Raw genomic sequence first — 21292 nt, 5'->3', positions numbered from 1 at the left:
TTCGCGGCATGCAAGCCGACACAAGAATCCAACTGCTGCTGAGCCAGCTTAACACGGTGATCGTGGGCAAATCGCAGCAGGTGTCGGACTGCGTGGCCTGCCTGCTGGCGGGTGGCCATCTGCTGATAGAGGACGTGCCCGGCGTCGGCAAGACCACGCTGGCGCACGCGCTGGCGCGCTCCTTCGGCCTGCAGTTCTCGCGCGTGCAGTTCACCGCCGACCTCATGCCCAGCGACCTGGTGGGCGTGTCGATCTACGAGCGCGGGCGGGAGGATTTCGTGTTCCACCCCGGTCCGGTGTTTGCCCAGGTGCTGCTGGCCGACGAGATCAACCGCGCCAGCCCCAAGACACAGAGCGCGCTGCTCGAAGCCATGGAAGAGAAACAGGTCACGGTCGAGGGCGAGACGCGCGCCCTGCCCGAGCCCTTCTTCGTGATCGCCACGCAGAACCCGCACGACCAGCTCGGCACCTACGCGCTGCCCGAGTCGCAGCTGGATCGCTTCCACATGCGCCTGTCCATCGGCTACCCCGACCGCGCGGCCGAACGCGAACTGCTGCGCGGCCAGGACCGGCGCGACATGCTCGACCACATGCCACCGGCCCTCACTCCGGCCGACCTGGCCGACCTGCAGCACACCGTGGGCCAGGTGCACACGGCCGACCCGGTGCTGGAATACCTGCAGGACCTTGTGGCCGCCACACGCAGTGGCCGCTGGTTCGCGCAAGGCCTGTCGCCGCGCGCCGCGCTGGCCGTGGTGCGATCGGCCAAGGCCCAGGCCTACCTGAGCGGGCGCGACTACGTGGCTCCCGACGACATCGCCGCCGTCCTGCCGCAGACGGTGGCGCACCGCCTGACTCCGGTACGCGACGCCGGGCGCGGCCCGGTCGAGCAGGTGCGCGCGATGCTGGAAGCCGTACCCTTGCCGTGAGCGCCATCCCGGTTCGCGCCCGCATCCGCACCTGGTGGCACAACCGGCTGCCGCGCCGCGACACCCTCACGCTGACCCAGCGCAATGTCTACATCCTGCCCACGCGCGCGGGCTGGATGCTGGCGCTCACGCTGATGCTGCTGCTCGTGGCCAGCATCAACTACCAGCTCAACCTGGGCTACCTGCTGACTTTCCTGCTGGCGGGCAGCGCGGTGGTGGGCATGCACGTGTGCCACGGCAACCTGCGCGGCACCACCCTGCACCTGGACGCGCCCGCGCCGGTGCACGCGGGCCAGGCTGTGGCGATGGACATCCGCCTCTCCAGCGAACGAACACGCACCCGCTACGGCATCGGCATGGGGGTGATCGGTGCCGACCTGGCCCACGCGCCACTGGCCTGGATCGACGTGCCCGCGCAGGGCAGCGCGACGTTGCAGGTGAGCTGGCCGGTGCCCGGGCGCGGCCTGCACACGCTGCCCGCGCTGACCGCGCTCACGCTCTTTCCTCTCGGCACCTTCCGTGTCTGGACAGTGTGGCGTCCGGCGTCCACCGTGCTGGTGTACCCGGAGCCGGAAAACCATCCCCCGCCGCTGCCGCCAGGGGAGCCGCAGGCCGGCAGTTCGGGCAGCGCGCGCGTACAGAGCACCGGCGAATTCGATGGCGTGCGCGGCTACCGCCGTGGCGACCCCATGAAAGCCGTGGTGTGGAAGAAGGCTGCGCAGGCCTTTGCCGCCGGGCGCGACGAACTGGTGAGCCGCGACGCGCTCTCCACCCAGCGCCAGCAGCTCTGGCTGGACCACGCGCAATGCGGGCACAGCGGGCTGGAAGCGCGCCTCTCGCGTCTGACCGCCTGGGTGCTGATGGCCGATCGCCTCGGGCTGGACTACGGCCTGCGCCTGCCCGCGCGCGAACTCGTGCCCGACCAGGGTCCGGCGCACCGCGCGCGCTGCCTGGAGGCGCTGGCGCTGGCATGAAACACCCCCTGCGCCGCTTCGCGTCTTCCCCCTCTCCTGCGGGAGGGAGACGCAGCCTGTGGCCTGGCGAAGCCAGTTCCACGGCTGCCCTGGCATGTGCCACCTCGCTCCGTCGCGTGCTCTGACATGGCTGCCCTGTCACTGTCTTCCCTGCCCCGCGAGACGCGCGACGCGCTCTTCCTGCTCGTGGTCGTCGCCTGGGTGGTCGGCATGCAGGTGGGCCACGTTCCGTGGTGGTGCAGCGCGCTCACCGCGGGCGTGCTGGTCTGGCGTGCCGTGCTGGCGCTGCGCGGCCTGCCGCTGCCGGGCTGGCCATGGCGCCTGGGCCTGCTGCTGCTCACGCTGCTGGCCACCTGGGCCACCCACGGCACCGTGCTGGGCCAGGATGCCGGCGTCACGCTCATCGTCGTGCTTCTGACACTCAAGACGCTGGAGATGCGAGCGCGACGCGACGCCTTCGTAATCTTCTTCCTCGCCTTCTTCACCCTGCTCACGCACTTCTTCTACTCGCAGTCCCTGCCCACCGCGGCCGGCATCCTGGTGGCGCTGCTGGGCCTGCTCACCGCGCTGGTCAACGCCCACATGCCGGTGGGCCGGCCTTCGCTCGCGCAAGCCGCGCGCATCGCCGCCGGCATGGCCGCCATGGGCGCGCCGATCATGCTGGTGCTGTTCCTGCTTTTTCCGCGCCTGGCGCCGCTGTGGGGCGTTCCTTCCCAGTCCGACACCGGGCGCAGCGGCCTCTCGGGCGAGATGCGCGTGGGCCAGATCGCCGAGCTGGTGCTCGACGACAGCATCGCGCTGCGCCTGCGCTTCGACGACGCGCCGCCCCCCCAGAGCCAGCTGTACTTTCGCGGGCCGGTGCTGAGCGATTTCGACGGTGTCGAATGGCGCCCGGTGCGCTCCGAATTCCCGGCGCGCCTGAGCCTGGCGGCCAACCTGAGCGTGGCGGGCGATCCCGTGCGCTACGAGGTGACCATGGAGCCGCACCGCCGGCCCTGGCTGTTCCTGCTCGAGGCGGCCACACAGGCGCCCGAAGTGCCGGGCACGCGCGTGCGCATGAACGACGACCTGCAGTGGGTCACCAACCGGCCCATGAACAGCCTGGTGCGCTACCGCGCCGAAAGCCACACCACCTTCCGCCACGGCCCGCTCGAACCCAGCGTGGCCCTGCAGGACCACGTGGCCCTGCCGCCGGGCTACAACCCGCGCACGCTGGCGCTCGCGCAGCAGCTGCGGCGCGAGCATGGCACGGGCGCCGACGCCAACGCCCGCCTCGTCCAGGCGGTGATGGAGCGCCTGCGCACCGGCGGCTACAGCTACACGCTCTCGCCCGGCGTGTACGGGCGCGACACCGCCGACGAATTCTGGTTCGACGTTCGCGCGGGTTTCTGCGAACACATCGCCAGCAGCTTCGTCATCCTCATGCGCGCGCTCGACATCCCCGCGCGCATCGTCACCGGCTACCAGGGTGGCGAGCTCAACGGGCTGGACGGCTACTGGACGGTGCGCCAGCGCGACGCCCACGCCTGGACCGAGGTCTGGCTGGCCGGCCAGGGCTGGGTGCGGGTGGACCCCACCTCGGCCGTGGCGCCCGGGCGCATCGGCGCGTTCGAGCGCCTGAGCGCACCTGAAGGTGCCATCGCCGGCGCGATCCGCAACCTCACGCCCAACCTGTCGGCCCAGCTGCGCGCCGCCTGGGAAGCCCTCAACAACAGCTGGAACCAGTGGGTGCTGAACTACACCCAGGGCAGCCAGCTCGACCTGCTGCGCAACCTCGGCTTCAAATCCCCGAGCTGGACCGATCTGGCCTACGTCCTCATCGGCGTGGTGGTGATCGTGAGTCTGCTCGGAGCGGCCTGGACCCTGTGGGAACGTCAGCAGCACGACCCCTGGCTGCGCCTGCTGCGCCGCGCGCGCCAGAAACTCAGGGCCCTGGGCGTGGACAGCGCCGAGCACACCCCGCCGCGCGAACTCGCGCAGCGCGTGCGGCAACACTGGGGCGGCAGCAACGCCGCAGCGCAACGCATTGCACAATGGCTCATCCGGCTCGAAGCCCAGCGCTACGGTCGCCCCGCCACGCCGGGCACGAACACCCTGGCCACACTGCAAAGCGAATTCCGGCAACTGGCCTGGCCCCGAAATTCCACACCGTCCCGTTGAACCCATCCCCCGAATGTCCATTTGCCTCCCGCGCAGCGCCCTCGCCCTCTTCGCCACCAGCCTGCTGAGCCTTGCCGGCGCCACCACCGCCCTCGCGCAGTCGCCCGCCAAAACGCGGCCAGGCGCCTCGCCCGCCGCAGCGGCCTTCAACTACGCACAGAGCGAGGCCGCGATGGCCTTCGCCAGCGACATGGCCGAGCGCCGCAACCTTGACCCCACCTGGGTGCGCCGGCAGCTCGGTGCCGCACAGCGCATCCCCGCCGTCATCCGCCTCATGCAGCCCGCGCCAAGCGGCACTCCCAAGAACTGGGCCGCCTACCGCGCGCGCTTCATCGAACCCGTGCGCCTGCGCGCCGGCCAGCGCTTCTGGGAAGACAACCGCGAGGCACTCGCGCGTGCCGAGGCCGAGTACGGTGTCCCCGCCAGCCTCATCGTGGGGGTGATAGGCGTGGAGTCGCTGTACGGCCGGTACACCGGCAACTTTCGCGTCATCGACGCGCTCGCCACGCTTTCGTTCGACTTTCCCGGCAGCCACCCGCGCGCAGCGACCCGCACCGAATTCTTCCGGAGCGAACTCGAACAGTTCCTGAGCCTGGCCGAACGCACCGGCACCGACCCCGCGAGCTACCTGGGCAGCTACGCCGGCGCCATGGGCTGGCCCCAGTTCATGCCCAGCAGCTGGACGAAATACGCCATCGACTTCGACGCTGACGACAAGGTCGACCTGTTCAACAGCCAGGCCGACGTGATCGGCTCGGTCGCCAACTACTTCAAGGCCTTCGGCTGGCAACCCGGCCTGCCCACGCACTACCCCGTGCGCTTCGACCCCAACCAGAGCCCGCAGGACCTGGCCACCCTGCTCGCGCCGGACATCCTGCCCAGCTTCAGCGTGGAAACCTTCAACAAAAAGGGCGTGCTGATCGAAAGCCCCCTGGCACCGCAGCACAGCGGCCCGCTCGCCCTGGTGGAACTGCAAAACGCCAGTGCACCGTCGACCTACATCGCAGGCACACAGAACTTCTATGTGGTCACACGCTACAACTGGAGCAGCTACTACGCGCTGGCGGTGATCGAACTGGGGGAAACGGTGCGGCAAATGATGGGGGAGCGTTGACGCGCATACCTCCCGCAGGCCTTCAACGACCTCAATGCGCCGACACTCCCACCAGCGGAAAGTCGTAGTCGGCATCCACTACCCGCGCGGCCATGGTCGGCAGCATGCGGTCGATGAAAACCTCGCCGATCCAGCGGCGCAGTTCGGGGCGGTTCATGGGGCCGGCAGCCTGCAGCGAGAGGCTGCTGAAGGTGGCGATGCCGTCTTCCATGAGCAGACCCGTGGGCACAGGGGGCAGGCCGGCCAGCGCCTGGGCGCTGCTGCCGTCGTGGCTGTCGTTGCCGCTGTCCTGGCCTTCCCGTGCGGGTGCGGCGGGCGTGGTGGCCACGATGTCCACCTGCGTCATCTGCTGCCAGGCGCTCAGGAAGCGGTCGAAGCAGCCCACAGTGCCGCGGCGCCAGACGTCGGCGAGATAGAACACCCAGGCGCCCTGGTCCTCGACGACGAAGCCCCAGGAAAACTCGTGGATGCCGTCGGGCGCCTGCGCGAGTACGCCGACTTCACGCACGTCCTCGCGCGCCTGGTACTCGGCGTACAGCGGGCCGGGGCCCGAGAGCTCGCCGCGCACGAAGCGCTCGAGGGTGCCGGGGTCGGAACTGAACAGGGGCAGCGGGTCGGTCCACGAGCGTTTGGCACGGTGGATCAGGCGCGAGGTGGCGTCGGCGCTCTTCTGCGCCTGGATGCAGCGGTCCATGAAGGTCTTGCGGCCTTCAGGGGTGGAGAGCAGGTCCACGGTTTCGGTGAAGGCAGCGTCGTTCTTGAGGTAGCCGTCCTCGCGCAGGCGCAGCACGATGTCGAGCATGGAACTGCGCGTGATGTGTTCGAGCATGTAGGCCATGTCGCCGCCCGCGTAATCGCCCATCGAGCGCTGGACCCAGGCCATGGTTTCCTCGGGCGAGAGGCCCTGGGGTGCCCGGGGCATGTCGTTGAACAGGGCGCGCAGCACCCTTACCGTGTCGAGATCGCTGGCCATGTCGCCTCCGGTGATGGCATCTTCTTCGTGGGCGGGCCAGTCCTGGAGGCTCCGGCGCCCGCCCGAAGGGCAGCATAGTTCGATTTGGCCACCTCCCCGGCCGCAGGCGGCGGCCGTCCGTGACTTTTGCGACCAGCGGGGCGGGTTTTTGCGGCCGTCAGGCCCTGCGCGAGCGCTCGGTGCCCACCGCCACGAGGGCCACCAGCATCACCACCACGCCGAGCAACTGGCTCGCGCTCAAAGCCCGGCCATACACCAGCCACTCCACCGCCACCGCGGTCGCCGGGTAGACGAACTGCAGTGCGGCGACCCGCCCGGCGCCCAGGCGCGCCACGCCGGCATAGAGCACCACGTAGGCCAGGCCCGTGTGAATCGCACCGAGCCCGGCCAGCCACGCCCACGCCGGCCCGAAGGCGGGCCAGCCCTGCGAGAGCGGCCACCACACCAGCACCACAGCGCCCACCGCGCATTGCCACCAGGCCAGCGCAAGCGGGCTCACGCCGCGCGCGCGCAGCGCGATGAGGGTGAGCGCGGCATAGCCCACCGAGTTGAGCAGGGCCAGCGCGATGCCCCAGAGGTAGCGGGACGACCCGCCCACGCCGTTCAGGGCGCCATCGAGCCAGCCCGAGGCCAGCGCCAGGCCGGTCAGCGCGGCCAGTGCGGCCATGCCTTGCGAGCGGCTGATGCGCTCCTTCCACCACCAGGCGCCAAAGGCCATCACCAGAAAGGGCTGCACGTGCACGACGACGGTGGCCACGCCGATGGAGGTGCGGGCTATGGCCTCGAAGAACAGCAGCCAGTTGACCACCGCGAGCACGCCGGCGCTCACCGCCGCCACGCGCGCCGTGCCGATCAGCCTGAGCTCGCTCCAGCGGCGGGTGACGGCGAACCAGGCGGTGAGCGCAAGCAGGCCGAAGGCGCAGCGGAACCACACGGCCATGAAAGGGCTCTGGCCCGCCTCCTCCAGAAAGATGCCCAGCGTGCCGAGCACCGCACCGCCCGCGACCATCAGCCACAGGCCGCTGCGCTCGCGCGCGGAGTGGATGTCGGCGGTGGCGGTGGCAGGCAACGAGACGGACGTGTTCATGCACCGATGGTCGGCCGGCACACGGGCTCTGTACAGCGGATAAATAGAATCCATCTCATTCGATAAACGAATGATCGAGGTGCCATGACCCATACCGACCTGCAGCTCGACTGGCTGCGCGCCTTCGTCGCCGTGGTGGACGGTGGCTCGCTGTCGGCGGCCGCGCCGCTGGTGCACCGCTCGCAGCCCGCGGTGAGCATGCAAATCCGCAAGCTGGAAGACGCGGTGGGACGCGCGGTGCTGCTGCGCGGCCCGCGCCACCTCGAACTCACGCCCACCGGCACCGAGCTGCTGGTCCATGCGCGGCGCATGCTGGCCCTGCACAGCGAGGCCCTGGAGGCGCTGCACGGGCCGGTGCTGTCGGGCCGCGTGCGCCTGGGCGTGCCGGACGACTACGCCGGCAAGTACCTCACGCCGGTGCTGCGCAGCTACGCCAGCCGCCACGTGGGCGTGGAGATCGAACTCAACTGCGAACAGTCGACCGCGCTCATTCCCCGGGTGCAGCGCGGCGAGATCGACATCGCCCTGGTCTCGCGCGACAAGGCCACGCGCGGCACGCTGCTGTTCCAGGAGCCGCTGGTGTGGGTGGGCGCCCCGCAGTTCGAGGTCTGGCGGCGCGATGCGTTGCCGATCGCGGTGTACGAGGCCACCAGCCTGGCGCGCCGTGCGACCATCGCGGCGCTCACCGCGCAGCGGCGCGCCCACCGCGTGGTCTACAACAGCTCGAGCCTGGCGGGGCAGCTTGCGGCGGTGGAAAGTGGCCTGGCGGTGGCCGTGCTCACACGCTGCAGCGTGCCGGCGCACCTCGCCATCCTCGGTGAACGCCAGGGCCTGCCGGCACTGGCCTCGATGGACGTGGCGCTGTACCGCAGCCAGGCCTCGCGCGCCTTGAAGGCGGTGGATGCGCTGTTCGAACTGATGGTGCAGACACTGAAGGCCACCGGCTGAGCCGGTGGCCGGGCTCAGTGCGAGGGCACCAGGAAGTCCTGGCTGATGCGCCCGCCGAGTTCGTTCACCCGGTCCAGGAACTGCGTCAGGAAGGCGTGCAGACCGGTCGAGAGGATCTCGTCGATGCGCGCGTACTGCAGGTCGGCCTTGAGCTTGCCGGCGCGCCGCAGGGTTTCGGCCGAGTGCTCGTTGGACACCACGGCGAGGTTGTTGACCACTTCGTTCAGGCTGGCGGCCAGGCTGCGCGGCATATCGGCGCGCAGGATCAGCAACTCGGCCACGCGCTCGGGCGTGATCACGTCGCGGTAGACCTTGCGGTAGACCTCGAAGCCGCTGACGCAGCGCAGGATGGCGCTCCAGTGGTAGAAGTCGTATTCCTGATCCAGCTCGCTGGCGGCGCCGAAGAAGTCGCTGTGCACGGCGTGGAACTTGACGTCGAGCAGGCGCGCCGTGTTGTCCGCGCGCTCCAGGAAGGTGCCCATGCGGTAGAAGTGGAACGCTTCGTCCTGCAGCATGGTGCCGATGGCCACGCCGCGCGAGAGGTGCGAGCGGAACTTGACCCATTCGAAGAACTCGCTCGGATCGCGCTCGAAGTTCTTGCTCTTGACCATGCGGTTGAGTTCGAGCCAGGTCTGGTTCTGCGTTTCCCAGAACTCGGTGGTGAGCGCGCCTCGCACCGCGCGGGCGTTCTCGCGCGCGGCCTTCAGGCAGGTGTAGATGCTCGACGGGTTGGCCTCGTCGCGCACCATGAAGTCGATCACGTTGCGCGGCGTGATGGCCTGGCCGTACTTGGCGGTGTAGCTCGGCATGAGCTCGCTGATGATGAGCAGACCTTCCCAGCCCACCTGGGCCACGGCGGCGGACTGCGGCAGCAGCGAGGTCTGGTAGTTCACGTCGAGCATGCGGGCGGTGTTCTCCGCGCGCTCGGTGTAGCGGGACATCCAGAAGAGGTGGTCGGCGGTGCGCGAAAGCATGTTGTGTCCCTTCGGTCAATCAGTCTTCGAGTACCCAGGTGTCCTTGGTACCACCGCCCTGCGACGAGTTGACCACCAGCGAGCCAGCCTTGAGCGCCACGCGCGTGAGGCCGCCGGGCACCATCTGCACTTCCTTGCCGCTGAGCACGAAGGGCCGCAGGTCGATGTGGCGCGGCGCCACGCCGCTTTGCACGTAGGTCGGGCAGGTCGAGAGCGAGAGGGTGGGCTGGGCGATGTAGCCGCCGGGGTTGGCCACCACGGCCTTGCGGAAGTCCTCGATCTCCGCCTGGGTGGAGGCCGGTCCGACCAGCATGCCGTAGCCGCCGGCGCCGTGCACTTCCTTGACCACCAGGTCCTTCATGTGCGCCAGCATGTACTTGAGGTCTTCGGCGTCGCGGCCCATGTAGGTGGGCACGTTGTTCAGGATCGGCTTCTGCCCGAGGTAGAACTCGATCATCTTGGGCACGTAGGGGTAGATCGACTTGTCGTCGGCCACGCCGGTACCCACCGCATTGCAGATCGCCACGTTGCCGCTGCGGTACACGCCAAGCAGGCCCTCGCAGCCCAGCGTGGAGGTGGGCCGGAACACGGACGGGTCGAGGAAGTCGTCGTCGACGCGGCGGTAGATCACGTCCACGCGCCGGGGACCGCGCGTGGTGCGCATGTAGACGAAGTTGTCCTTGACGAACAGGTCCTGGCCCTCGACCAGCTCGATGCCCATCTGCTGCGCCAGGAAGGCGTGCTCGAAGTACGCGCTGTTGTACATGCCGGGCGTGAGCACCACCACCGTGGGCTCGGCCGTGGTCGCCGGGCTGACGGCGCGCAGGGTTTCGAGCAGCAGGTCGGGGTAATGCGCCACCGGTGCCACGCGGTTTTCACCGAAGAGCTCGGGGAAGAGCCGCATCATCATCTTGCGGTCTTCGAGCATGTAGCTCACGCCGCTGGGCACGCGCAGGTTGTCCTCCAGCACGTAATACTCGCCCACGCCGTCGGCATTCGGCGCGCGCACGATGTCCACGCCAGAGATGTGCGAATAGACCTGGTGCGGCACGTCCACGCCCATCATCTCGGGGCGGAACTGCGCGTTCTGGAATATCTGGTCGGCCGGGACGATGCCGGCCTTGATGATCTCCTGCTCGTGGTAGACGTCGTGGATGAAGCGGTTGAGGGCGGTGACGCGCTGCACCAGGCCTTCCTCCATGCTCTGCCATTCGTGCGCGGGAATGACGCGGGGAATCAGGTCGAAGGGAATGAGGCGCTCGGTGCCCGAGCCATCCTCGTCCTTGGCGCCGTACACCGCAAAGGTGATGCCGACGCGCCGGAAGATCATCTCGGCTTCCTCGCGCCGCGCCGCCATGACGTCGTCGGGCTGCTGCGCCAGCCACTTCGCGTAGTTCTGGTAGTGGGCCCTGACCTCGCTGGGCGAGGCATTCATTTCGTCGAACATCGGTCTGCTCATGGGCTTTTTCTCCTGGGCACAGCATAGCAAGGACTGGGCCAGGGATGGGGTTTCGCGACCGCCGTGCTCGAATTCAGCCCGCGCGCCAGGTTGCTCAGGCGGTCAGTGCCACACCGCCCTGCAGGCGCGCGCCGACTTCATCCCGGACGTTGCGCGGCGCATCGGCCAGCAGCGCGGGCCAGTCGGCGCGTGCTGCCTTGACGAGGTCCCTGCAGTGGCGCAGCACCACCGCCTTGCGCAGCAGGCCCGCGCGCTCGATCAGCGAGCCGAGCTGATCCCAGGTGAACGCGCGCAGCGTGCGGTCGATGGCGCGGTTGACGCCGTAGTCCGCTGGCGGCAGGCCCGCGAAGAACGCGCTCACGCAGACCGGGTCGTACAGCGGAGCCAGCTGGGGTTCGATGCCATCCGGGTACAAAAGGGCCCAGTTCTTGAGGTGGGCATCGGTATTGCCCATCAGGATGAAGGCGACGAAGCGGCCGAGAAATTCGCGCGTGTCCCGGGCCGGCTGCACCGAATACTGGTTGAGCAGGCGCAGCATCTGCCCGAAGTCGCGCTCGATGCCCTTGCCGTATTTGTGCTTCGGGGCATAGCCCATCACCTGGGCGAACTCTTCCATGTGCACCCGCAGGCCATGCTGGCGGTCCAGCCGCTCGACCGCCAGGATGTGCGGGAACCCGGCGGGCTCGGGCAGTTGCGCCTGCTCCCGGGTGATGATGCTGGCGCGGGCGCAGTCCAGCCCCAGCGCCGTGCACAGCCGGTAACCCGTGTATTCGTTCTCGACCAGGTCGGGGTGCCGGGTGCTGGGCAGCTTGAGGATGTGGCTGCCGGCCAGGCCATGGCGCCTGACGACATAGCGCCGACCTTCCTGCACCGCGGAGAACTTCGTCACCATGCCGGGCAGGGACGCCGCGTCTTCCACCGGCAGTTCCACGAAACCCGGCTCCAGCACATCAAGCCCCAGCGCCGCGTGCCAGTGGCGCACCGCCTGCGGAATCTCCTCGTCCGTCGGCACGGGCTCCACCTCCAGCGCACCCATCAGGTCGTGCCCGGCAGCGGCCAGCAGCTCGAATTCGTCGTCGGTGGAGCACCCCCTTTGCGCCGCAAGGCGTTCGCGGTTGTGGCCTTCGGGCAGCAGGTTCTGGAAGAACACCGGCCAGTGGCCATCGTTGCGCACCAGGCGTTCGTCGCGCGGAGCGCGCAGGATCTGCCGGGTGGCGTCGTCGTCCACGCCGCGCAGGCTCATGGACAGGGTGGGCCGGTGCGGGTCGTCGATGTACGACGCATCGAAGGACATGCGCAGGATGTCGCCGTACTGCGAGAGGTGGCCGATGGGCCGCTTCTCGCCTGTCGGCGTGTGCAGCGACAGGCGCAGGTAGCGAATGAACGTGCTCACTGGACAACCTTCGTGCTGCGCACTGCGGTGCGAGCTTGCTTGGGACGGCCCGGCGCTGTGCTCATGGGCACCCCGCCATCAGGGCGCCTTGTCGAGCAGATCGACCAGCGAGCGGGGTGCGCCCGCGCCGGCAGGCTGCCCCAGCACGCGCCCGCCCGATCGCAGGAAACCCTCCACCTCGGGGCGCAGCGCGCGCGGCACCAGCATCAGCTCCATGCCCATGGCCCGCGCCAGTTCCTGCAGCGTGGACAGCCGGGGGTCCATGCCGGCCTCAATGCGGGAGACGGTCATGCGGCTGACGCCCGCGCGCTGCGCCAGCCCCTCCTGGGTGAGCGAGGCCGCCTTGCGGGCACTTTCAATGTCCTGAACAATGCTCATGAAAATGATCTTTTATCTAAAATTGATAAGTTAATTTATCATATTGACTTCATGCCAGCAAGTTGATTTGATTTATATATTGATCAAATCACGACAAATGCTCTATTCATTTGGCATGGCATGCCAGTACCGCCGATACACCTCGCGCTGGCACACGACGGCATCGGGCCGGGCGCTGTTCCAGGTGGCGGCCCCGCATTCAGGCGAGTTCACCCATCGGATGCCGCGCTGCGCGTAGCGCTCCAGCACGGCCGGTGCCGGGTGGCCGAAGCGGTTGCGATACCCCGACTGCACCAGCACCCAGCGCGGCTGCAGGGTGTTGAGCAGCACCGGGCTGCTGGACGTGCGGCTGCCGTGATGCGGTGCGAGCAGTACGGTGGCACGCTCGTCGGGTCGCGCCAGCGCCAGCCGCACCTCGCGTGTGGCGTCGATATCGCCCCCCAGCCAGGCGCTGTGCGCACCGCTGGAGACGCGCAGCACGCAGGACATGGCGTTGCTGGCGAGGCGGGCCGTGCCATCGTCGGCGTAGTCGCCAGGCTGTGGGTGCAGGACCTCGAAGTCCACACCGTCCCATTGCCAGCGCTGGCCAGCCACGCAGCGGCGCGCCGGGTCGGTGTCGAACGACGAGAGCCAGCGCGCCTGCGGCTGCGCCGCCTGCACCGAGGCCGCACCGCCCGCGTGGTCGCTGTCGCGGTGGCTCACCACCACGGCGCCCAGGCGCTCGCCCAGCGCGCGCAGCACCGGCAGCACCACACGGTCACCGGCGTCGGCGGCATCGGGTTGTGGGCCGTACCGCGGCCCGGTGTCGTACAGCAGGCTGTGGCGCGCGGTGCGCAGCAGCACCGCGCTGCCCTGCCCCACGTCCAGCGCCAGCAGATCGAACTCACCGATCGCAGGACGCGGCGGCATGTACAGCAGCGCCGGCCACACCAGCAACGGGCCCGCCAGCCGCACGGCCCAGGGCAGGCGCAGCACCAGCAGCACGCCGCCGGCCACCGCGGCCAGCGCCAGTGGCCAGGGCGCGACAGGCCGGAACAGGGCGGCCCAGGACCACTGGGCCAGCCATTGCAGGCACAGCGAAAGACCCTGCACGGCCCAGCCAGCCACCTCCCACAGCGGCGGCACCAGCACGCCCAGCAGCGCCAGCGGCGTGACCAGCAGCGTCACCCAGGGAATGGCGACCAGGTTGGCCAGCAGCCCGACCACAGAGAACTGGCCGAACAGCAGCAGCGTGAGCGGCGCGAGCGCCACCGTGACCACCCCCTGTTCACGCACCAGACCCTGCATGGCCCGCACGCCGCGCCACAGCCAGGCCTGGGGGTCTCCCTCCTCCCCATGCGGCGCCCGGCGCCGCCGCCCCGGATCGGTGGCGAACAGGATGCCCACCGCCACGAAACTGAGCCAGAAGCCAGCCTGCATCAGTGCCCAGGGGTCGAGCAGCAGCACCACGGCCATGGCCAGCAGCCAGACCATGGGCCAGGGCCAGTGGCGCACACCCAGGCGCAGACCCACCACCACCGCCAGCATGAGCACGGTGCGCTGCGCCGGCACGCCCCAGCCCGAAAACAGCGCATAGGCCGTGGCCAGCGCCACGCCACCCATGCCCGCAGCCCAGGGTGTGGGCACGGCCAGAAGGGCCTGCGGCCAGCGGTGCGCCAGGCGCCGCCAGAGCACACCCACCAGCGCAGTGGCCAGCCAGGCGAACAGCGTCACATGCAAGCCCGAAATGCTCATCAGGTGAGCCACGCCTGTGGTGCGGAACAGGTCCCAGTCGGCGCGGTCGATGGCCGACTGCTCGCCCACCACCAGCGCGGCCAGCACGCCAGCACTGCGCGGGTCGTCCGCCACACGGGCTTCGATGCGCTCGCTCACCGTCTGCCGCAGCGTGTCCAGCGGGTGCCGCAACGTGGCGCCCAGCCGCCGCGGCGCCGGGTCGCGTGGGCCACTGCGCACATAGCCCGTGGCCTGTATGCCCCGCTCCCAGAGCCAGCGCTCGCGGTCAAAGCCGTGCGGGTTGGCATTGCCATGCGGGCTGCGCAGGCGCACGGTGAAGCGCCAGCGCTCGCCCGCGCGCAGACCGGGGCTGCCGGCCGACAACTGCCAGGCTCCCACCTCGGGCAGGGCGCCAACGCCGCCGTACCAGCCCAGTTGCAGGCGCGGCGGCAGCGACACGGCCTCACTCGCATGCGTGGCCGACTCCACCACGAACTCGAAGCGTTCACCCTGGGCGCCGCGCTGCGGCAACGAGGCGATGCGCCCGGTGATCTCGACGTCAATCCCCTGCAGGGTCGGGTCGAGCGCGTCGGCGACAAACAGCACGGCACGGGCGCCGGTCAGGCCGGCGCCGACCATGGCGCCGGTCAGCAAGGCTGCTGCGAGCACAATGGCAGGCGGCAGGGACCCGATGGCACGGCGCCGGAACAGCATCAGCACCCCGACAACGCCGACCAGCAGCAAGGCGGCATAAACCGGTCCTGCCCAGAGCGCGGGCTGCTGAAGTTGCAGGGCCACACCCAGCACCCAGCCGGCCAGGACCACGAAACCCCGGTGCCCCACGATCAGACCGGCCGGCACGCGCCCGTGCAAATGTCATCGTGCGATGGCGCAAGACTTGCTAGCATGGCTGCAAGCCTCCCCCGCCACCGTCGTGCCTGCGGATTCATCGTTGTTTCCCCCCTGCCTGGAAAGTCTTTCGTATGGCCATCCATGTCGCCCTGAGCCACATCACCCATTATCGGTACGACCGCCTGGTCAAGCTGGGGCCTCAGGTGGTGCGGCTGAGACCCGCGCCGCACAGCCGCACCAAGGTGCTGTCGTATTCGCAGCGCATCGAACCCGAAGGCCACTTCATCAACTGGCAGCAGGACCCGTTCGCCAACTACCAGGCGCGGCTGGTGTTTCCCGAGCCCACCACCGAGTTCAAGGTCACGATCGACCTCGTGGTGGAGATGGCGGTCTACAACCCGTTCGATTTCTTTCTTGAACCGTCCGCGGAGAACTTCCCGTTCAAATACGACGACGCGCAGAAGCAGGAACTCGCACCCTACCTCGCGACCGCGCCGCTCACGCCGCTGCTCAAGGCCTATGTGGACGCGGTGGACCGCAGCGAGCGCCGCACCATCGACTTCCTGGTGGAGATCAACCAGCGTCTGCAGCGCGACATCGCCTACACCATCCGCATGGAACCCGGCGTGCAGACGCCAGAGGACACGCTCAAGCTCAAGAGCGGTTCCTGCCGCGACAGCGGCTGGCTGCTGGTGCAGGTCCTGCGCCACATGGGGCTGGCCGCGCGCTTCGTCTCGGGCTACCTGATCCAGCTCACGGCCGACGTGAAATCGGTCGACGGCCCCAACGGCCCCGAGAAGGACTTCACCGACCTGCACGCCTGGTGCGAGGTGTTCCTGCCCGGCGCCGGCTGGATCGGGCTGGACCCGACCTCCGGCCTGCTGGCCGGCGAAGGCCATGTGCCACTGGCCTGCACGCCACAACCCTCCAGCGCGGCGCCGGTCGAGGGCGCCATGGACAAGTGCGAGGTGGAGTTCAGCCACCACATGGGCGTCACGCGCGTGTACGAATCGCCGCGCGTGACCGCGCCCTACACCGACGAACAGTGGGCCGGCGTGCTCGCGCTGGGCGAACAGGTCGACGCCGATCTGGAACAACACGATGTGCGCCTGACCATGGGCGGCGAGCCCACCTACGTGGCCACCGGCGACCGCGACGCCGCCGAGTGGAACACCGACGCCCTCGGCCCGACCAAGCGCGGCTATGCCACCGAACTGCTGGGACGCTTGCGAACCGAATACGGCGCAGGCGGCTTCGTGCACATGGGCCAGGGCAAGTGGTACCCGGGCGAGCAGCTGCCGCGCTGGGCACTCTCGCTGTTCTGGCGCGCCGACGGCGACACGATCTGGCGCAACCCGGCGCTGCTGGCCGACGAGCGCGATGCCGCCAGGTACACGAGCGACGACGCGCGCCGCTTCACGCAGGCGCTGGCGCGCAAGCTCGGCCTGTCGACCCAGTACATCACCCCGGGCTACGAGGACACCTGGTACTACCTCTGGCGCGAGCGGCGCCTGCCGGTGAACGTGGACCCGTTCGACAGCAAGCTCGACGACGAGCTCGAACGCGCACGCCTGCGCCGCGTGTTCGGCCAGGGGCTGGAGGCCACCGTGGGTTACGTGCTGCCGCTGCAGGCCTCGGGGCAGAACGGCGCGCTCTCCAGCAACGGCAAGAGCGGCTACCCGCGCATCTCGGGCACGGTGTGGTCCACCGGTCCCTGGTTCTTCCGCGACGAGCGCATGTACCTCATTCCCGGTGACTCGCCCATGGGCTACCGCCTGCCGCTGGACTCCCTGCCCTGGGTATCGGCGGGCGACTACCCGTACCACATCGAGCAGGACCCGCACTCCGCGCGCGACCCGCTGCCGCGCGGCGCGGCGGTGAAGCACCAGGTCTCGCCGCACCAGGTTGGCGGCGGCTTTGCCGAAGGTGGCACGGTGTCCATGCAGGGCATGGACTTCGACTCCGATGCTGAAACCGTCGAAGGCCTGCGCCCGGGGCAACCCGGCCCGGGCGCCGCGCCCGCGCAGGCTCTGGCCGCGCGCTTTCCGCAGCGCGGCGAATCGGCCGCCTGGCTCACGCGCACCGCGCTGTGCGTGGAAGCGCGCGACCCCCATCGTGCCAGCGGCCCCAAGGCAGAAAAGGCCGGCGGCGGCAAGAGCAGCCACCTCTATGTGTTCATGCCGCCGATGGCGCAGCTCGAGGATTACCTCGACCTGCTCGCCGCGGTGGAAGCGACCGCGGAGAAGCTGGGCATGTCCATCGTGCTCGAAGGCTATCCGCCACCGCGCGACCCGCGCCTGAAGATGCTGCAGGTCACACCCGACCCGGGGGTGATCGAAGTCAACATCCACCCCGCGCACAACTGGCGCGAGCTGGTCGAGCACACCGAGTTCCTGTACGAAGCCGCTCACCAGACGCGCCTGTGCGCCGAGAAGTTCATGACCGATGGCCGCCACACCGGCACCGGCGGCGGCAACCACTTCGTGCTCGGCGGTGCAACGCCAGCCGATTCACCCTTTCTGCGCAAGCCCGAGTTGCTCGCCAGCCTGCTGGCCTACTGGCACAACCACCCCTCGCTGTCCTACCTGTTCAGCGGCCTCTTCATCGGCCCGACCAGCCAGGCGCCGCGCGTGGACGAGGCGCGCAACGACCAGCTGGTGGAGCTGGAGATCGCGCTCGCGCAGATCGGGAAAAACCGCAAGACCTATGGCGAGGACATGCCGCCCTGGATGGTGGACCGCACGCTGCGCAACATCCTGATCGACGTCACCGGCAACACCCACCGCAGCGAGTTCTGCATCGACAAGCTCTACTCACCCGACGGCCCCACCGGGCGCCTGGGCCTGCTGGAGCTGCGCGCCTTCGAAATGCCGCCGCACGCCCGCATGAGCATCGCGCAACAGCTGCTGCTGCGCGCCATGATCGCGCGCTTCTGGCAGCAACCCTGGTCCACGCCGCTCACACGCTGGGGCACAGAGTTGCACGACCGCTACCTGCTGCCGACCTTCGTGCGCATGGACTTCGAGGACGTGCTCACCGACCTGGCCGACTTCGGCTACGCCTTCGACATGGCGTGGTTCGAGCCGCATTTCGAATTCCGCTTCCCGCTGGTGGGCGAGGTCGCCGCGCGCGGCATCGAGCTCACCATCCGCAGCGCGCTGGAGCCCTGGCACGTCATGGGCGAGGAAGGCGCGCCGGGCGGCACCGTGCGATACGTGGACTCGTCGCTGGAGCGCGTCGAGGTGCGCGTGAGCGGCTTCAACGACAACCGCCACGTGATCACCTGCAACGGCCGCGCCCTGCCGCTGCAGAGCACCGGCACAGTGGGCGAATACGTGGCCGGCGTGCGCTACAAGGCCTGGAGCCCGCCGTCGGCGCTGCACCCGTCGATTCCGGCGCATGCGCCGCTCACGTTCGACGTCGTCGACACCTGGCTCAAGCGTTCCATGGGCGGCTGCCAGTACCACGTGGCCCACCCGGGCGGGCGCAACTACGACACCTTCCCCATCAACGCCTTCGAGGCCGAAAGCCGCCGGCTCTCACGCTTCTTCCAGATGGGGCACACGCCGGGGCGCATGGACGTGGCGCCCGTCACCCGCGCGCGCGAGTTTCCGTTCACGCTCGACCTGCGGACCTGAGCACCCGCGGGCCCTGTGTGAACGATGCAACAGGGCGAAGAGCGCACGGCAGGGCCGCCCAGGGGCCAACGGGCATACTCGGGAACCGTGACGCCAGAACCGACCGACTCGCTGTTTGACGAACTGCGCCCCGACTCGCCGGGTGAGTGGGCGCTGTCCCTGTCCGTGCCGGCCGACCCGGGCCACCGTGACGAGTTGCGTGCCGACGGTTCGCCCGAGGCCACCGCCCTGGCGCCCACCTGGGCCAGCTTCTTCGATCACATCGGCACGGATGGCCTGGCCGACCTGAACCGCCGCGCCGACAACCTGCAGCGCCAGATCCGCGACAACGGCGTGACCTACAACGTCTACGCCCACGCGTCCAAGGGACTGGAACGTCCCTGGGCGCTCGACCTTTTCCCCAAGATCATCGACACCCAGGACTGGGCGCAGATCGAAGCCGGCGTGCTGCAGCGCACGCGCCTGCTCAACGCCATGATGGCCGACCTGTATGGCGAGCGCGAACTGCTCAAACGCGCGCTGCTGCCCGCTGCGCTGGTGCAGGGCCACCCGGGTTACCTGCGTTCGATGCAGGGCATGCGCCCGCCCGGTGACACCTGGCTGCACATCGTGGGCTTCGACCTGGCCCAGGGGCCTGACGGCCGCTGGTGGGTGGTCGGTCAGCGCACGCAAGCCCCTTCGGGCCTGGGCTACCTGCTGGAGAACCGCATCGCGATCTCGCGCCAGTTCCCCAAGGCCTTCGCCGGCATGAAGGTGCAGCGCCTGGCCGCGAGCTACCGCGCGCTCATGGACGGCATCAAGCGCATGGCGCCCGAAGGCGAGAGCGCGCGCATCGCGCTGCTCACACCAGGCCCCTACAACGAAACGTATTTCGAACACGCCTACCTGGCGCGCTACCTCGGCCTCACGCTGGTCGAGGGCAACGACCTCACGGTGCGCGACCAGCGCCTGTTCCTCAAGACCCTCAGCGGGCTGGAGCCGGTGCACGCGCTGATCAAGCGGCTGGACGACGAGTGGCTGGACCCGCTGGAGCTGCGCTCGGACTCGCGCCTGGGCGTGCCCGGCCTGCTGCAGGTGCTGCGCGCGGGCAACCTGCTGCTGGCCAACACCCCGGGGTCGGCGCCGCTGGAGTCGAGCGCGCTGCTCGGCTTCCTGCCGGCCATCAGCCGCCACCTGCTGGGCGAGGAGCTGGCCCTGCCCTCGCTGGCCACCTGGTGGTGCGGCGAGGACGCGGCGCTGCGCGAGGTGTTGCCGCTGCTCAAGGACAGCGTGATCAAGCCCACCTACCCCCGCTCAGGACTGGAGACCGCGATGGGCCAGAGCCTGGGCGAGCGCGAACTCGACGAATGGTCTGGTCGCATGGCGCGCCACCCCGACAACTACACCGTGCAGTCCTGGCTTCCGCTGTCGCAGACCCCCACCTGGAGCGGCGAGCGCCTGATGCCGCGTTCGGCCATGCTGCGCGTGTTCGCGCTGGCCGATGGCCCGCTGTCCTGGCGCGTGCTGCCCGGCGGCATGGTGCGGCTGGCGCCGCGGGGGCAGCTCATCGCGGCCATGCAGCGCGGCGGCAGCAGCGCCGATTGCTGGGTCCTCACCGACGGCGCGGTGGACCACACCAGCCTGCTGCAATCGGCCCCCAGCACGCTGGCGCTGGCGCAGCAGAAGCAACCCGTGACCAGCCGCGCGGCCGAAAACCTGTTCTGGCTTGGTCGCTACACCGAGCGCGCGGAGAACAGCGTGCGGCTGGCGCAGATCGTGCTGAACCACATGGGCGGCGAGGAACCTACCTCGCGCGCGCTCATGGCCTGGCTCTCCGACACCGCACGCGAGAACGCGCTGGTGCTGCCTGACGCGCCCGCGGCCACGCTCTCGCCGCGCGTGTTCGCGCGCAGCCTGATCGCGGCGCTGTCGCCCCAGGCCGGCGACACCATGGCCGAGCAGTCGCACAGCGTGGGCTTCAACCTGCGCGCGCTCAGGGCCGCCGCCGCACAGGTGCGCGAGCGCCTGTCGCAGGAGCACTGGAGCCTGATCGAGCGCACCGAAGCGAGCTTCGCGCGCGACTGCGCGGCACTGTCCACCGACGCCGAGTACGCCACCGCCGAGGCCATGACGGCCCTGCAGAACGCCAGCGAAATGCTCGCGGCCATCACCGGTTCGCAGACCGACCGCATGGTGCGCGACGACGGATGGCGCCTGCTCTCCATGGGCCGCCACATCGAACGCCTGATCGCGCTCTCGCGCGCGCTGTCGCTGGCGCTGGAACACGGCTGCGTGCACGACGCGACCGGCTTCGAGGCCGTTATCGCGCTGTTCGACAGCACCATCACATTCCATGCCCAGTACCAGCAACGCCGTGACATGGTGGCATTGATCGACCTGCTGGTGATGGACCGCGACAATCCACGCTCGCTGGCCTGGGTGGTACACACGCTGCGCTCGCGCCTGGCCAAGCTGGCCAACAGCGCCACGCCGCAGGACGCGGTGCTCGCGCGCAACCTGCCCGACCCCGGTACCTGGGTGCTGCTCGACCTGAGCAACTGGCAGCGCAACGCCGAGGGCCTGCGCACCTGGAGCGACCTGGCCGCGCTGCTCGACGACTGCGAGACCGCGGCGGTGGACCTTTCCGACGAAATCACACGCCTGCATTTCAGCCACGCCGACCAGCGCAACCAGAGCCTGGGCGCCTGACCATGAACCGCC

At 69.4% G+C, this 21292-nt stretch carries 14 protein-coding genes; 7 read left to right on the top strand and 7 right to left on the bottom strand.

From position 1 onward, the window contains the following. The first annotated feature begins 8 nt into the window (after positions 1 to 8). The 4 genes from K5880_RS04975 to mltB all read left to right on the top strand — a co-directional run bounded on the left by K5880_RS04975 (position 9) and on the right by mltB (position 5177). Positions 9 to 929 carry a MoxR family ATPase gene (locus K5880_RS04975; protein ID WP_297649405.1) on the top strand — a complete coding sequence of 307 codons (921 nt, stop codon included), beginning with the start codon at positions 9 to 11 and terminating at the stop codon, positions 927 to 929. Then, positions 926 to 1903, top strand: a complete 978-nt coding sequence (locus tag K5880_RS04970) for a DUF58 domain-containing protein (RefSeq protein ID WP_297649403.1) — start codon at positions 926 to 928, stop codon at positions 1901 to 1903. The genes K5880_RS04975 and K5880_RS04970 overlap by 4 nt, the downstream gene beginning before the upstream one ends. 126 nt (positions 1904 to 2029) lie before the next feature. Next, the gene (locus K5880_RS04965) at positions 2030 to 4063 is read left to right on the top strand and encodes a DUF3488 and transglutaminase-like domain-containing protein (RefSeq protein WP_297649401.1); all 2034 of its coding nucleotides are present in this window, start codon (positions 2030 to 2032) and stop codon (positions 4061 to 4063) included. Positions 4064 to 4076: 13 nt separating this feature from the next. After that, positions 4077 to 5177 (top strand): lytic murein transglycosylase B, encoded by a 1101-nt coding sequence (gene mltB, locus K5880_RS04960; protein ID WP_297649399.1) that lies wholly within the window; start codon positions 4077 to 4079, stop codon positions 5175 to 5177. A 31-nt stretch (positions 5178 to 5208) separates the two neighbouring features. Here mltB and K5880_RS04955 read toward each other — a convergent pair whose 3' ends face one another. Next, a complete protein-coding gene (locus K5880_RS04955) occupies positions 5209 to 6150 on the bottom strand; it encodes a hypothetical protein (protein WP_297649397.1) in 942 nt (313 codons plus the stop codon). 157 nt (positions 6151 to 6307) lie between these two features. Further along, complete coding sequence (locus K5880_RS04950) at positions 6308 to 7237, bottom strand: DMT family transporter (RefSeq protein WP_297649396.1); 930 nt, start codon at positions 7235 to 7237, stop codon at positions 6308 to 6310. Positions 7238 to 7321: 84 nt separating this feature from the next. Between K5880_RS04950 and K5880_RS04945 the strand changes: the two genes are divergently transcribed. Continuing rightward, positions 7322 to 8185: a LysR substrate-binding domain-containing protein gene (locus tag K5880_RS04945; protein WP_297649394.1), complete on the top strand. Its 864-nt coding sequence runs from the start codon at positions 7322 to 7324 to the stop codon at positions 8183 to 8185. Positions 8186 to 8199: 14 nt separating this feature from the next. Here the strand turns inward: K5880_RS04945 and K5880_RS04940 are convergent, their stop codons facing one another. The 5 genes from K5880_RS04940 to K5880_RS04920 form a co-directional block, all read right to left on the bottom strand. Then, positions 8200 to 9159, bottom strand: a complete 960-nt coding sequence (locus K5880_RS04940) for an alpha-E domain-containing protein (RefSeq protein WP_297649392.1) — start codon at positions 9157 to 9159, stop codon at positions 8200 to 8202. A 19-nt stretch (positions 9160 to 9178) separates the two neighbouring features. Continuing rightward, complete coding sequence (locus tag K5880_RS04935; protein ID WP_297649390.1) at positions 9179 to 10618, bottom strand: circularly permuted type 2 ATP-grasp protein; 1440 nt, start codon at positions 10616 to 10618, stop codon at positions 9179 to 9181. Positions 10619 to 10712: 94 nt separating this feature from the next. After that, on the bottom strand, positions 10713 to 12011 hold the full coding sequence (locus K5880_RS04930; RefSeq protein ID WP_297649388.1) for a HipA domain-containing protein: 1299 nt from the start codon (positions 12009 to 12011) through the stop codon (positions 10713 to 10715). A gap of 78 nt (positions 12012 to 12089) precedes the next feature. Next, positions 12090 to 12389, bottom strand: coding sequence for a helix-turn-helix transcriptional regulator (locus tag K5880_RS04925; protein WP_297649387.1), 300 nt, complete (start codon positions 12387 to 12389; stop codon positions 12090 to 12092). A 102-nt stretch (positions 12390 to 12491) separates the two neighbouring features. Continuing rightward, positions 12492 to 14963, bottom strand: a complete 2472-nt coding sequence (locus tag K5880_RS04920) for a DNA internalization-related competence protein ComEC/Rec2 (protein ID WP_297649385.1) — start codon at positions 14961 to 14963, stop codon at positions 12492 to 12494. Between the two features lie 122 nt (positions 14964 to 15085). Between K5880_RS04920 and K5880_RS04915 the strand changes: the two genes are divergently transcribed. Continuing rightward, a complete protein-coding gene (locus tag K5880_RS04915; protein ID WP_297649383.1) occupies positions 15086 to 18592 on the top strand; it encodes a DUF2126 domain-containing protein in 3507 nt (1168 codons plus the stop codon). Positions 18593 to 18679: 87 nt separating this feature from the next. After that, positions 18680 to 21280: a circularly permuted type 2 ATP-grasp protein gene (locus K5880_RS04910; protein ID WP_297649381.1), complete on the top strand. Its 2601-nt coding sequence runs from the start codon at positions 18680 to 18682 to the stop codon at positions 21278 to 21280. Positions 21281 to 21292: the final 12 nt, after the last annotated feature.

Source organism: Hydrogenophaga sp., from assembly GCF_025699295.1.
Lineage (GTDB): Bacteria > Pseudomonadota > Gammaproteobacteria > Burkholderiales > Burkholderiaceae_C > Hydrogenophaga.
Note: the sequence above shows the minus strand (reverse complement) of the source record. Positions and strands in the feature narration are given on the sequence as shown.